The organism is Ruegeria sp. YTSA108 (assembly GCF_059610185.1).
In genome coordinates this window covers 43,202-56,355 of the sequence record NZ_JBXWND010000002.1, presented here as the reverse complement: position 1 = coordinate 56,355, position 13,154 = coordinate 43,202, and the positions used below count along the sequence as shown (strand labels likewise).

General features: G+C 58.5%; 13 protein-coding genes and 1 riboswitch. Of the genes, 10 read left to right on the top strand and 3 right to left on the bottom strand.

Translation table 11 applies throughout. The annotated features are described in order from the left end of the window. Positions 1–24 precede the first annotated feature (24 nt). A riboswitch (cobalamin riboswitch) is annotated at positions 25–233 on the top strand. A gap of 37 nt (positions 234–270) precedes the next feature. From AC2FHW_RS03290 to AC2FHW_RS03280, 3 genes are all read left to right on the top strand, one after another. Further along, the gene (locus tag AC2FHW_RS03290) at positions 271–441 is read left to right on the top strand and encodes a CbtB domain-containing protein (RefSeq protein ID WP_142632876.1); all 171 of its coding nucleotides are present in this window, start codon (positions 271–273) and stop codon (positions 439–441) included. Positions 442–445: 4 nt separating this feature from the next. Further along, the gene (locus tag AC2FHW_RS03285; protein WP_142632874.1) at positions 446–1,144 is read left to right on the top strand and encodes a CbtA family protein; all 699 of its coding nucleotides are present in this window, start codon (positions 446–448) and stop codon (positions 1,142–1,144) included. 66 nt (positions 1,145–1,210) lie between these two features. Next, positions 1,211–1,705 carry a hypothetical protein gene (locus tag AC2FHW_RS03280; RefSeq protein ID WP_496677939.1) on the top strand — a complete coding sequence of 165 codons (495 nt, stop codon included), beginning with the start codon at positions 1,211–1,213 and terminating at the stop codon, positions 1,703–1,705. On the opposite strand, the gene AC2FHW_RS03275 is transcribed toward AC2FHW_RS03280, so the two are convergent. Next, positions 1,702–2,115, bottom strand: a complete 414-nt coding sequence (locus tag AC2FHW_RS03275) for a DUF1636 family protein (RefSeq protein ID WP_496677940.1) — start codon at positions 2,113–2,115, stop codon at positions 1,702–1,704. The genes AC2FHW_RS03280 and AC2FHW_RS03275 overlap by 4 nt on opposite strands. A gap of 68 nt (positions 2,116–2,183) precedes the next feature. Between AC2FHW_RS03275 and AC2FHW_RS03270 the strand changes: the two genes are divergently transcribed. From AC2FHW_RS03270 to mdoH, 7 genes are all read left to right on the top strand, one after another. Next, on the top strand, positions 2,184–2,642 hold the full coding sequence (locus AC2FHW_RS03270) for a DUF302 domain-containing protein (protein ID WP_496821408.1): 459 nt from the start codon (positions 2,184–2,186) through the stop codon (positions 2,640–2,642). A gap of 77 nt (positions 2,643–2,719) precedes the next feature. Then, on the top strand, positions 2,720–4,339 hold the full coding sequence (locus tag AC2FHW_RS03265) for a thiamine pyrophosphate-binding protein (RefSeq protein WP_271947981.1): 1,620 nt from the start codon (positions 2,720–2,722) through the stop codon (positions 4,337–4,339). After that, the gene (locus AC2FHW_RS03260; RefSeq protein WP_496821406.1) at positions 4,326–5,510 is read left to right on the top strand and encodes a CaiB/BaiF CoA transferase family protein; all 1,185 of its coding nucleotides are present in this window, start codon (positions 4,326–4,328) and stop codon (positions 5,508–5,510) included. Before AC2FHW_RS03265 ends, AC2FHW_RS03260 begins: the two co-directional genes overlap by 14 nt. Before the next feature lie 181 nt (positions 5,511–5,691). Then, the gene (locus AC2FHW_RS03255; RefSeq protein ID WP_271947985.1) at positions 5,692–7,062 is read left to right on the top strand and encodes a tetratricopeptide repeat protein; all 1,371 of its coding nucleotides are present in this window, start codon (positions 5,692–5,694) and stop codon (positions 7,060–7,062) included. Positions 7,063–7,096: 34 nt separating this feature from the next. Beyond that, positions 7,097–8,314 carry an OpgC family protein gene (locus AC2FHW_RS03250; protein WP_142632862.1) on the top strand — a complete coding sequence of 406 codons (1,218 nt, stop codon included), beginning with the start codon at positions 7,097–7,099 and terminating at the stop codon, positions 8,312–8,314. Beyond that, positions 8,311–9,810, top strand: a complete 1,500-nt coding sequence (locus tag AC2FHW_RS03245) for an OpgD/OpgG family glucan biosynthesis protein (protein WP_496677946.1) — start codon at positions 8,311–8,313, stop codon at positions 9,808–9,810. Before AC2FHW_RS03250 ends, AC2FHW_RS03245 begins: the two co-directional genes overlap by 4 nt. Then, a complete protein-coding gene (gene mdoH / locus AC2FHW_RS03240; protein ID WP_496821403.1) occupies positions 9,807–11,675 on the top strand; it encodes a glucans biosynthesis glucosyltransferase MdoH in 1,869 nt (622 codons plus the stop codon). The genes AC2FHW_RS03245 and mdoH overlap by 4 nt, the downstream gene beginning before the upstream one ends. Here mdoH and AC2FHW_RS03235 read toward each other — a convergent pair whose 3' ends face one another. Continuing rightward, on the bottom strand, positions 11,676–12,491 hold the full coding sequence (locus AC2FHW_RS03235) for a CE1 family esterase (RefSeq protein ID WP_496707889.1): 816 nt from the start codon (positions 12,489–12,491) through the stop codon (positions 11,676–11,678). It abuts the gene before it with no gap. Next, positions 12,488–12,961 (bottom strand): rhodanese-like domain-containing protein, encoded by a 474-nt coding sequence (locus tag AC2FHW_RS03230; RefSeq protein ID WP_496707888.1) that lies wholly within the window; start codon positions 12,959–12,961, stop codon positions 12,488–12,490. The genes AC2FHW_RS03235 and AC2FHW_RS03230 overlap by 4 nt, the downstream gene beginning before the upstream one ends. Between the last annotated feature and the right edge of the window lie 193 nt (positions 12,962–13,154).

The window sequence follows — 13,154 nt, the reverse complement described above, 5'->3', positions numbered from 1 at the left end:
TGATTGCACCGCCACAGCTATAGCGGCTAAATGGGGGTGTCTGGTCCTGCCGGAGAAATCCGGATGCTAAGAGGGAATTTGGTGCGACTGCCTCGGTGGTCAACTCCAAAGCCGCCCCCGCGACTGTAAGCGGAGAGCCCCTGTTCAACCAGCCACTCCCGGTTCTCCGGGGGGAAGGCGAACAGAGGCATCGACCCGCAAGCCAGGAGACCTGCCAGGCGCAAAAACGAAACACCGGCCGTCGGGTGCGGCGGCAGAGGAGAATACAAAATGGCAACACAAACGAAAACAGCATCCGCCGCGCGTACAGGCTTTGTTCCGGTCATGTTTGCAGTGGTTCTGGGTCTGGGCCTCATCACGCTGACCGGTCACGTTCAGGCAGCGGCCCTACATGATGCAGCGCATGACGTGCGTCACGCGACCGGCTTCCCCTGCCACTAAGACCGTGTTCAGTCGTATATTGACCAGCGCGTTGTTCGCTGGTGCTGCAGCGGGGCTGATTGCCGCCTTGCTGCAGTTGGTATTTGTGCAACCAGTATTGTTGCATGCCGAGCTTTATGAATCCGGAGAGCTGGTGCATTTCGGGGGCGAGACCGTATCGGCTCATCCCGAGCTGCCGCGCATGTTCTCTGAACTGACGCGTGATGCGCTGAGTGTCATCTTTACCATGCTGACCTATACCGGCTATGCGCTGGTGATGGTTGCGCTGATGTCGGTAGCCGAAGGTCAAGGGCATCAGATTGATGGCCGGACCGGCGTTCTTTGGGGGTTGGCCGGATTTATCGCCTTCCACCTTGCACCAGGTTTCACCCTGGCGCCCGAAGTGCCGGGTGTCGCAGCAGCCGATGTCTATGCACGTCAGGTCTGGTGGTTCGCAACGGTTGCAGCAGCCCTTGTCGCCATGTGGTTGATCGCCTTTGGAGGTAACCTGATCAGCTATGTGATCGCCGCAGTACTTCTGTTGGTGCCACATCTTATCGGTGCACCCGAGCCCGATGTTTTCACCGGCCCTGTGCCGACTGAAATTGGCGCATTGTTCGCGGCACGAGCTTTTGGAATCGGTCTGGTTGCATGGGTTCTGGTTGGCGCGTTCGCTGGCTATTTCTGGCAGAAAGAAGCGCAACCTTCCGAAGCAACGGCCTGATCGCACTTCGAATGAACGCGCCGGGTGTAAACTTGGCGCGTTTCCCTATGTTTTCAAGGAAATACAATGACCCGTTCACTTGCTCTATTCGTGATCGGTCTGGTCTTTGGCGGCGGTGCAGGATTTGTAATTGCTGCTGCAAATGGCGTCACATTTGATGGCCACGACCATTCTGATCCGTCTCTTCACGGAGCCTCACACACTGAGACCATGGCCCACGATCATTCCACGGCCCTGAACCTACCGGCAGGCACAGATGCACCTACACTGGACATCGCTCTGACACAGGATCCTATGTCTGGCTGGAACCTGCATGTCATGCCAAAAAACTTTACCTTCGCACCGCAGAACGCATCGACCGCAGACATGGTGGGCGAAGGGCACGCGCATGTTTACATCAACGGAGAAAAGCTCGCCCGGCTTTACGGCAGTTGGATGCACATTGATCAGTTGCCCAAAGGCGAGGTCGAGGTTTCGGTTTCGCTGAATTCCAACAGCCATAGCCCGCTTTCGGTCGATAACGTGCCGGTTCGTGCTGCGGCTACGGTTCAGGTCGATTAAAGCGCCGGAATACGCGCACGCAAACACATCCGAAGCCGCCCGCAGGGTCGGGCGTCTTCAATCCAGCCCTGCGGGCTGTTCAGGTAAGTACGGCAAGTTTCAGCGATATCCGCAGCATCCGCCGCCACATCGACTCCCGAAAACACATAAGATGCGCGCCCCTGCGCCTGTATAGCCAGCGCCGTGGGTTCCGCGCAGCTGCTGAAACAGGCGTGTTCGCTCAATTCGACCTGATCCGTCAATCCAGCCCTTTTCAGTGCGTCCTTCACAGCCTGCACCTCGGCCGCCCGATCGCGTGCGGTGCCACAGGTTTTGCAGATCATCAGGCGCATCCGATCCAGACCTTTCCCTTCGTCCTGCGCCCGTTTCTGCGGCTTTAAGCGGCGCGGCGCAATCCCGAATGCGCACAAGATTGTGAGTGCGACGTTCTCACATTTCTGGCAAGATTCCTGCAGACACCTTAAAAGGAGGCCTCTGGATGAAACTGCTTTGGACTGTCTTCGCCCTGCTGGCTCTGCCCGCCTGGGCCGACGAACCGCTCTCGGGATGGGCCGTGTATCCAACGGGCAAAAGCTATAGTGAATTAGTCTCGGACACCAAATCGGCGGTTAAGGCAAACGGTCTGATCGTGGTCACGCAGGCCGGCCCCACCAAAGCCGCCGCCGCGCGGGGGATTACAATCCCAGGCAATCTGGTGATCGGCGCCTTCAACAATGACTATGCGGTGCGCGTGCTGGAAACCTCGGTGCGCGCAATGATCGAAGCACCGATCCGGTTTTACGTGACTGAAAACGAGGACGGCACCGCCACCCTGTCCTATAAAACGCCCAGCTTTGTATTCGCGCCCTATATCTATGAGGGAGGAGACCCCCTGAGGGACATTGCCCAGAAATTGGATGACACCTTTCAGATCGTGGCCGAAGCCGCTGTCAAATAGTCACACTGGCGTGATGCGCCTTGCGTCCGGGTCTGTCCTCCGCAATCTGCGTTGAAACAGTTTTCGGAGCTTTACTGATGCAGGACTCGTCGCCCCGCGCTGCGGACATTCTGGCCCAACGGCTTTATGAGGCTGGCTGCCGCCACGCTTTTGGCATGCCAGGTGGCGAGGTGCTGACCCTAGTGGATGCGTTGGAAAAGGCGGGAATAACCTTTCACCTGACCAAACACGAGAACGCGGCTGGCTTTATGGCCGAGGCGGTGCATCACCGCGACGGTGCCCCGGCCATTCTGGTGGCCACACTCGGTCCAGGCGCGATGAACGGGATCAATGTGGTCGCCAATGCGTTGCAGGACCGGGTGCCAATGATCGTGCTGACCGGCTGTGTCGACGCAGATGAGGCGCTGACATACACCCATCAGGTCATGGATCACGCACGGGTCTATCGCTCGATCACCAAAGGGACATTCATGCTGACCGCCAAAGGCGCGGATGTTATCGCAGACAAAGCGGTGTCGCTCGCCAGTCAGCCGCGCCCAGGGCCGGTGCATATCGACGTGCCGATTTCGGTTGCGGATGCGCCTGTGACCGATGTCAAACGCCGCCGTCTTGTCAAACCTGCCGCCGTCGCGCCCGAGGGGGATTGCGTTGAAAAAGCCCGCCGCTGGGTGGCACAGGCCGAACGGCCCATCGCGATTATCGGCCTGGATGTTCTATACGACGACTCGCGCAATGTGGTGCAGGCGTTCCTTGAACATTTTGGCATTCCTTTTGTGACAACCTACAAGGCCAAGGGCGTGGTTCCCGAGGATCATCCACTGTGCCTTGGCGGCGCGGGCCTGTCGCCGCTTGCTGACACCCATCTGGTGCCGCTGGTTGAACAGGCCGATCTGGTGTTGTGTCTGGGCTATGACCCGATCGAAATGCGCCCTGGCTGGCGCGAGATATGGGACCCCGAAGAAAAGCGCGTCATCGACATTTCGGCGGTTCCGAACGATCACTACATGCATCAGGCCGGGTTGAACCTGGTGGCTGATACCGGCGCGACCCTCGAGGCCGTTGCAAAGGGCAACCCTGCCCGCGCCACCTGGCCCGGCGGTGAGCCCGAACAGGTTCGGGCCGCCCTGGCGCGAGCCTTCCCTACTGATGACGTATGGGGTCCCGCCGCGGTAATTGCGGAAACCCGCGCGGTTCTTCCTGCCGAGACATTGGCCACCGCTGACAGTGGCGCACATCGCATCCTTCTCAGCCAGATGTGGGGATGTTCCGAAGAACGCGGGCTGATCCAATCTTCAGCGCTCTGCACCATGGGCTGCGCTCTGCCAATGGCCATCGGGCTGAAACTGGCCGAACCCACGCGCCCGGTCATCAGCTTTTCCGGCGATGCCGGGTTCCTGATGGTCGCCGGAGAACTGTCGACCGTTGCCGAGATGGGTGGTAACCCGATTTTCCTGGTGTTCGTCGACGCCAGCCTTGCCCTGATCGAATTGAAACAGCGTCAGCGGCAAATTGGGAACGTAGGCGTCGATTTCGACCGCCACGACTTTGCAGCTATTGGCCGGGCCTTCGGCGGGAATGGTCACACGGTGCGCACCCGCGCCGAACTGAGGGATGCTCTGGAAGCGGCAACCAAGTCTGATAGGTTCACCGTAATCGCTGCTGAGATTGATCGCGGAGGATATGATGGCCGGATCTGAAGGACCGCTGAAGGGCGTCAAGGTTCTGGACCTGTCTCGCATTCTGGCCGGACCGACCTGCACACAGTTGCTGGGCGATTTGGGTGCCAGCGTTATCAAGATCGAAAACCCTGCCACTAAAGGGGACGACACGCGCCAGTGGGGCCCACCCTATGTCGCTGATGCCGACGGGGTTCCATCGGATCTTAGTGCCTATTTCATGTCAGCCAACCGCAACAAGAAATCGGTCGCCATCGACATCACCACACCCGAAGGTCAGGCGGAAATTCGGCGGCTGGCCTCGTTTGCGGACATCCTGATCGAGAATTTCAAACCCGGCGGGCTTGCGAAATACGGGCTGGATTACAAATCGCTCTCGCAGGAATTCCCTAGCCTCGTCTATTGTTCGATCTCAGGCTACGGGCAGGATGGGCCTAACGCATCAAAGCCCGGATATGATCTGATGGCGCAGGGCTATGGCGGTGTCATGTCTCTGACCGGCGATCCCCAAGGGGCGCCGATGAAAGTTGGAGTTGGTATCGCTGATGTCATGTGCGGTATGTATGCCTGCGTTGGCATTTTGGCAGCATTGCGCCATCGGGACCAGACCGGAGAGGGACAGCAAATTGATCTGGCTCTGGTCGATTCCCAGATTGCGTGGCTGATCAATGAAGGCGTGAATTATCTGACATCCGGCAATGTGCCACAACGCCGTGGGAATGGTCATCCAAATATCGTTCCATATGACGTTTACGAAACCGCTGATGGCCATGTGATCCTTGCTGTAGGTAATGACAGTCAGTTCCGCCGGTTCTGCGAATTCATCGGCCAACCTGATCTGGCGGATGACGTCCGCTTTGCGACGAATCCGGCGCGGCTGGAAAACCGGGATGCGTTGAACGCCCTATTGCGCCCTGCGGTTCAGTCATATGACACAACAACCGTCATCGCAGAACTTGAGGCACGCAAAGTACCAGTTGGGCCGGTCCAGACCCTGGATCAGGTTTTTGACACCGAGCAGGTCGCGGCGCGGCAAATGCAGATCGCGATGCAGGCTGCCCCGGCCGAGGTAAAACTGATCGGAAACCCGCTGAAATTGTCGCGGACACCGGTTACCTACCGGACGGCTCCGCCACAGTTCGGAGCGGACACTGCAGCAGTCTTGAACGCTAAGAACCCATTTGAAGATTGAAACACAATGCCTTACTAGGCGGCATATTGCTGAAACATGCCGTTGAATCGGCGGATTTTTTCACGTTTTCCACACACAGCTTTTCACCAATTCGAGAGCAGGGCCGATACTGATACGACCCCGCCTGACTCTCTGCTAAATCGAACAAAGTAATAAATCGCAAATGGATTGGATCCCGCGCATGAAACAAGATGTTTTCGGACAGATGAACACTCTTTGCCATTCGGCCAGTGTCGAGGCGTGGAATGGTGTTCTGCTTGGTTTCATGGCGCATTCAGCTGTCACACCCCAGCATCTGGGCAAAGTGCTAGAGCTTGAGCCCGATTTCGCGCTTGGTCACGCCATCAAAGGTCTGTTCCTGGTCCTGCTGGGTCGGCGCGAGATGATGCCAGTTGCAGCGGAAGCGTTGAATGCTGCCAACACCGCTATGGATCGCCAACCGGTAACTGAGCGCGAGCGGCTTTATGTCGACGCGTTGGCCCTTTACCTGTCCGACCTGCCCTCACATGCAATCCAGAAGTTTGAAGAAATTCTGCGCCTCCACCCACAGGACTCGCTGGCGATGAAACTCAGCCATGCAACACGGTTTGTCTTGGGAGATGCCGCTGGTATGCGACGGTCGATCGAACGTGTCCTGCCTGCTTATGAACCCGACCACGCCGGCCGCGGATATCTTCTGGGGTGCCATTCCTTCGCGCTTGAGGAAACCGGGGCCTATGAAAAAGCCGAAATCGCCGGACGTCAGGCACTGTGGATGGTGTCGGATGATGCCTGGGGCCTGCACGCAGTAGCCCATGTGCACGAGATGACCGGCAATGCGCAGCAAGGTCTTGATTGGCTGGCCGGACGCGAGGATGCCTGGGCGCATTGCAACAACTTCCGCTATCACGTCTGGTGGCACAAGGCGCTGATGCATCTGGACCTGGGTCAGGTCGATCAGGTTATGGAACTGTATGACCAGTATGTCCGGCAGGACAAAACTGACGATTACCGTGACATATCGAATGCCACGTCGCTTTTGTCCCGGCTCGAGCTTGAGGGCGTCAAAGTTGGAAACCGCTGGGAGGAACTGGCCGACCTCAGCGCCGCCCGGACCGAAGATGGCTGCCTGATCTTCGCCGATCTTCACTATCTGCTGGCCCTGACCGGCGACAACCGGACCGAAGCGACCGGCAAAATGCTGCAGCGCATCCAGAAAGATGCCCAGCGCAATCAGGGCGACACTCCGATCCGGATGTCGGATCCCGGTATTGCCGCAGCCAAAGGGCTTGAGGCTTTTGGCGACGGCCTTTACGGCGAAGCATTTGATTTCCTGTCGAATGCACGGGACGGAATGCAACTGGCCGGTGGTAGCCACGCCCAACGTGATGTATTCGAGCGCATCACTATTGATTCCGGCCTGCGTGCCGGCCGTTTGGATGCTGTCGAGCGCATTCTAGACGACCGCCGTGCCAAGCGGGCCGGGGGTGAGGACAATTATGCTATGGCGCGCCGCGCATTGATCGACGCGGCTCGCGATAACCAAGACGCACAAAGCGTTCCGGCAGAATAACAAAACAAAAAGACTGAAGAAGGACAGAACTCGTATGGCGACTCTATCGCCCGCTTCTGATTTTGCACCTGTGGCAGCCACCTCGGCCGCCCCCGTTAGTACGCGCGACCCGCGTCTGGATTTCTATCGCGGAATCGCGATGTTCATCATCCTGATTGCGCATATTCCCAACGACCCCTGGGCCAAGTGGATCCCTGCCCGGTTTGGTTTTTCGGATGCAACCGAGATTTTTGTTTTTTGTTCGGGCATGGCCTCGGCCATCGCCTTTGGCGGCGCGTTCCTGCGCAAGGGCTGGTGGATGGGCACTGCGCGGGTATCATACCGGATCTGGCAGGTTTACTGGGCGCATATCGGCCTGTTCTTCTTTGTCGCGATGACGATGGCTGCGCTGAATCAATCAGGCCTGTTTGAGAAGAACTACATCTCGTCCCTGAACCTGCAGCATTTCTTCAATGATCCTGCTCCGCAGATCGTCGGCCTGTTCACCCTGACCTACGTGCCGAATTATTTCGACATTCTACCCATGTATCTGGTGGTTCTTGCAATGATGCCGCTGTTTATGGGCCTGTCCCGCATCGGATTCTGGGCGGTTGCAGCCACATCCGTTGCTATCTGGCTCGTGGCGCAGACCGACGTTCTGGACCTGCCCGCCGAGCCCTGGTCGGATCGTCAGTGGTTCTTTAACCCTTTTGGCTGGCAGTTGCTTTTCTTTACTGGCTTTGCATTCATGCGCGGCTGGATCCCGGCCCCTCCGGTGTCAAAAACGTTGATTTGGGCAGCGGCGCTGTTCCTGATCTTTTCAATGCCTTTCGGGTCGTGGAAAGTGTTCACATGGGTGAATGCCGCAGCCCCGGATTTGGCCGATGAAATCCGCAAAGTCTGGCCCATCACGAAGGAATTCCGCGACAAGACCGATTTCGGTCTGTTTCGCTACATGCATTTCCTGTCGCTGGCCTATCTGGGCTGGGTCGCTGCTGGCGAGCATGGACACCGCCTGATCGCAACCGGTCAGAGCGCAGGCGCCAAAGCTTGGCAAATCGTGCTGACCCTGGTCACCAAAGTGGGTCAGCAATCACTTGCCGTATTCGTATTTTCCATGGCAGCAGCACGACTTATCGGCGTTGGGCTCGATTTGTTTGGGCGGGATTTTGCCACTGTCTTTGTCGCTAATATGATTGGCTTTGCCATGATCATCAGCGTGGCCTATTTGGCCGCGTGGTTTAAGTCACAACCCTGGAAATCAAAGAAATGAAATTCACACGTCGCGCATTTCTGGCCACGACTTCGGCGCTTGCCTTCGCCCCGGCCACCTTTGCCGTGGGCGGAGAGGTCCCGTTTGACCGCAGTGACGTGATCTCGCTGGCCCGCGAGTTGGCCGCAAAGCCCTTTGCCGAGCGCGAGATGGTCCCGCAGGAATGGCAGGACCTGACCTATGAGCAATACCGCTCGATCCGGTTCCGCCTGGATCGTGCGCTTTGGTTCGAATCTGAGACGCCTTTCAACGTAGATTTCTTTACGCCCGGGCTTTATTTTCCGCGTACGGTTCAGGTCTCGACCGTCGAAAACGGCATGGCAAAACCCGTAGCCTTCGATCTGTCAATGTTTGACAAGTCGACCGAGGTCCCTCAGTTGCCCGTCGACGACACGCTGGGTTTTTCGGGCCTGCGCCTGCGGACTGAAATGCACCGCCCCGGAAAAACCGATGAGTTCTGTGTGTTTCAAGGCGCCAGCTATTTCCGCGCCATCGGCCTGCACGAGGTCTATGGCCTGTCGGCCCGCGGTTTGGCCCTGAAAACCGGCGACCCGGACGGTGAGGAATTCCCTGAATTCATCCGTTTCTGGCTGGAACGTCCCAAGCCCGGTCAGCGCAACATGGTGGTTCATGCCCTGATGGACAGCCTCAGCGTGACCGGTGCCTATCGGTTCAACGTCACGGCCGGCGCGGATTGCGTGATGGAGGTCGAGGCGACGCTGTTCCCACGCACCGAGTTGACCCATGTCGGCATTGCACCCGGCACGTCGATGTTCCTGTTCGATCAGACCAATCACAGCCGTTTCGACGATTTCCGCCCTGCGGTGCATGACAGCGACGGGCTGTTGATCCGCAACGGCGCTGGCGAGGTCCTGTGGCGGCCTTTGGCAAACCCGACCCGCCTGCAGTTCTCGTCCTTTGTTGACATGAACCCGCGCGGGTTTGGCCTGATGCAGCGGAAACGCGCGTTCTCGGATTATGCCGATCTTGAGGCGAGTTACCACAAACGCCCCGGCCTCTGGGTCGAGCCAACCGGCGATTGGGGCAAAGGCGCGGTCACTCTGGTCGAAATCCCGGCTGATCAGGAAATCTACGACAATATCGTCGCCTATTGGCGCCCGATGGAGCCCTATGCGGCCGGAAGCCAGGTGGACCTGTCCTACCGCCTTATCTGGGGTGAGGAACCAGAGCGCACCCCGATGCCACGCGTGATCAACACCGCGATGGGTGACAATACATTTGGCGAGGGCCGTCTGGCGGTGATCGACTTTGAGGCCAGCGAGCTATTCGACGAACCTGAGGCGATGACGATCTTTGTGGACTCGCCCCATGCAGAGACCTCGGAAGGCGTCCTACAGCGCAACCCCGATACTGGCGGCCTGCGGTTGGCCTTTTCCTTCGAGCCGGGAGACCGGAACCATGTGGAACTGCGCGCACAGTTGCTGAAAGACAAGCAGCCTGCCTCCGAAGTCTGGCTGTATCGTTGGACATCATGAGCAACGATCTGCATATCATGCCGCCTGAGGCACCCCTGGCGATGCCGGAGCAGAATTTCAGCGCTGGGTTCCGTGACGCTCAGGCGCCCCGCAGCAGGCAGGCATCTGCGGGATTCTGGCGTGCGCTGGCGTTCTCGCCTGCGATGGCGGCTACGCTGGGCTTGCTTTGGGTCATGACCGACTGGTTCGGAGCCGAAGGGATCAACCTGATCGAAGCGATTCTGTTGGCTCTGATCTCATTCAACTTTTTCTGGATCTCTTTCACGGTCTGCACCGTTTTGTTGGGTATGATTTCCCTGTCGCGGCAGGAACAGCCCAAACGTCAGGGCCGCCCACAGGCGCTGCGCGTCGCGCTTCTTATGCCGGTCTATAATGAAGTACCCTGGAACGTGCTGGGCAACGCCCGAACCATGCTGGAAGACCTGCGCGCGCGGGATGGTCAGCACCACTATGCGATGTTCATCCTCTCTGACACCCGCGACCCCGAGATCGCGGCACAGGAACAAGCCAGCGTCGAAGCGTTGCGCACCACCCTCGCGCCGGGACTGGAACTGTATTATCGTCGGCGAGAACAGAACACAGACCGCAAGGTCGGAAATATCGCAGATTGGGTCAGCCGTTGGGGTGCGGATTGGGATGCGATGCTCGTGCTGGATGCCGACAGCCTGATGACCGGCCGCGCCATCCTGCGCCTGACGGATTCTCTGGCGCGCGACCCCGGTGCGGGCCTGATCCAGAGTTACCCTCAGTTAATTGGCGCTCAGTCGGTTTTTGCTCGGATGCAGCAATTTGCCAATGGTGTTTATGGTATCGCCTTCGCCGAAGGTCTGGCCCGCTGGTGCGGTCAGGAAGGCAACTATTGGGGCCATAACGCGATTATCCGCACCAAAGCGTTTGCCAACTGCGCCGGGCTGCCGAAACTGCGCGCGATGAATGGTCAGGAAAAGCTGATCATGAGCCATGATTTCGTCGAGGCCGGCCTCATGCGGCGCGCCGGATGGGGCGTGCGGTTCCTGCCGCGTATCCGGGGCTCTTACGAGGAAACCCCGCCCACGCTGATCGACCATGCGCTGCGCGACCGGCGCTGGTGTCAGGGCAATTTGCAGCACCTGAAGCTGCTGGGCTCAACCGGTTTCCGCGCTGTATCGCGGTTCCATATGTTCCACGGCGCAGTCGGGTATCTGATGTCGCCGCTGTGGTTTGCCTTGCTGGTGATGTGGGCGCTGATCGGTCAGGGCGAGGATGCCTCGGTCCTTCATTATTTCAGCCCCGACAATCCGCTGTTCCCGCAATGGCCCGAGATGTCGGAAACCCGCCACGTGCTGATCATTCTGGTCATGTATGCCATGTTGCTGGCCCCCAAGGTACTTGGCGTGCTTGCCCTGCCACTTAGCGGTGTGCGCTATGCGGATTTCGGTGGCGCAGGTAAGTTCATGACCTCATTCATCTCGGAAGTCATCCTGTCGATCCTCTATGCGCCGATCCTTATGGTGCAACAGATGATCGCCGTCTTCCGGACAATTCTTGGTATTCAAAAAGGCTGGTCTCCTCAGGCGCGGGATGGTGGCAGCTATGGACTGCGGACGCTGATCTTATGTCACACGCTGGAAACTATCAGCGGTATAGCCTTGGGCGCCGGCATCCTATCGGGTCTGGTGTCAATCTGGCTGGCTCCGATTGCCATAAGCCTGGCCTTTGCCATCCCGCTTTCCGCACTCAGCGGCGTTTCAACCTCACCGGCGCGGCGCATGGTCGGAATGAAAGAAGATGTTCAGGAACCGGCAATCACCCGGTCCGCACGTCTCCACAGGGATGAATTGAAGCGCCTGGTCGAAGGCAAAACCGTCATGACCCCTGCCGAGTGATCAACCACCCGGCAGGCCTTCGTACCACTCTACCATCATATCCGACCATCCCTGCGGCACGTTGTGACCACCTGGGAAAAGTGCGAATTCCAACATCGCGCCATCGGCGCATCCGGTCCATCTGCGGCGCATGAATTGCCCGGTCGTGGAAAATCCGCTGGGTTTGGTATCGGCGCATTCGTTTGCGACCCGCCAGATTTCCAGACCGGCAAAGATATCGCCCTGATGGAATCGACCACCGCCCAAAAGACGCCCTTCCAGCGGGACTACATTGTCGGTCCAGCCATGGGTGTGAAACATGCGCACCGGGCCATCGCAGGCCTCGGGATGCGGTCGCCAAAACCCACCTGAAACCGGAGCATAGGCCGAAAACGTATCCGGCGCCGCGCAGGCGAGGTAGTAGACCATGAAGGCCCCCGCAGAAAACCCGCCCAACACGACGCGGTCATCATCGACCCCGAACCGGTCCGACGCATCCTGAACCACCTCGCGCAGAAAAGCCGTTTCGTCACGCCCTTCCCAACCCGGGAAGAAATTCCAGCTTTGGCGGCCGTTACGCTCGGACCCCTCCGGTGCCATAACCGCATATCCGCGCGCAAGCAGAGGATCAACCAAGCTGCGGTTCTTCAGCGTTCCGGTCGCAGTCCCGCCATAACCGTGCAGAAACACCACCAGCGGTGGGTTTTCGGTTTCGGGAAGTTCGATATGGTACCCACCCGACGGCGTTTCGCACATGTCTTCCTGATCGACACAGGCGGCCATTCCTGCATTCGCGATCACGGCCATCCCGACCGACAGAAACAAGCTTCGGATCATTCTGCTTTCCCATCATAGTGTTGAACCGGCAGGCCTGCCCGGACCCAGCCCGGCCCTGCTGCTGAGCCTAACATACCCTCGGGCACGTCGATGATATTTGCGAACCCCGCCTCGGACAGCTGGTTGCTCAGCCGGGCCGAGCGCACACCGCGCGCGCAGATCAGGGCGATTGGGGCGTCGAGGTCTCCGCCGACAATCTGCAGCAGCGCCTCATCAAAATCATCGCGACGCATGTCTAGGGGATGCGCGCCTTCGCCCACGCCTGAGGCATCCCATTCGCGTGGGGTACGGATGTCCACCAAAAATATATCTCCAAGCTTAGCTTGCTGATGCGCATCCCCGACACTGATCCGACCGCCCGCATAGCTCTGCGGGATCAGGCGGTATTCACGGATTGCAAAACCGCCCAGAACAGCAGCCGCACCAAACAGCAAAACAATTCGCCGTGTCCGGTTTGCCCCAGCAGCCACTGTAATCCCTCCTGATCCGATGCAGTCCTATGTATCACAGCAGCTTATCCAGTTCCGCGTCGAAATTAACCTGCCTGTTCAAGTTCGTGTCATCGCCGCTTTACCTGTACCATCCTCTGCCTTGGGGCCCCTGAACAGGCAGAATGGCTTGCAATCGCTGGACACACCGCGAATTATCCTTACAAAATCAATA

Bases quoted from the DNA above. Each gene is read 5' to 3' on its own strand.
- AC2FHW_RS03270 (WP_496821408.1), top strand. From the start codon at position 2,184: ATGAAACTGCTTTGGACTGTCTTCGCCCTGCTGGCTCTGCCCGCCTGG.
- AC2FHW_RS03250 (WP_142632862.1), top strand. From the start codon at position 7,097: ATGGCGACTCTATCGCCCGCTTCTGATTTTGCACCTGTGGCAGCCACC.
- AC2FHW_RS03260 (WP_496821406.1), top strand. From the start codon at position 4,326: ATGGCCGGATCTGAAGGACCGCTGAAGGGCGTCAAGGTTCTGGACCTG.
- AC2FHW_RS03235 (WP_496707889.1), bottom strand. From the start codon at position 12,491: ATGATCCGAAGCTTGTTTCTGTCGGTCGGGATGGCCGTGATCGCGAAT.
- mdoH (WP_496821403.1), top strand. From the start codon at position 9,807: ATGAGCAACGATCTGCATATCATGCCGCCTGAGGCACCCCTGGCGATG.
- AC2FHW_RS03245 (WP_496677946.1), top strand. From the start codon at position 8,311: ATGAAATTCACACGTCGCGCATTTCTGGCCACGACTTCGGCGCTTGCC.
- AC2FHW_RS03280 (WP_496677939.1), top strand. From the start codon at position 1,211: ATGACCCGTTCACTTGCTCTATTCGTGATCGGTCTGGTCTTTGGCGGC.
- AC2FHW_RS03265 (WP_271947981.1), top strand. From the start codon at position 2,720: ATGCAGGACTCGTCGCCCCGCGCTGCGGACATTCTGGCCCAACGGCTT.
- AC2FHW_RS03290 (WP_142632876.1), top strand. From the start codon at position 271: ATGGCAACACAAACGAAAACAGCATCCGCCGCGCGTACAGGCTTTGTT.
- AC2FHW_RS03255 (WP_271947985.1), top strand. From the start codon at position 5,692: ATGAAACAAGATGTTTTCGGACAGATGAACACTCTTTGCCATTCGGCC.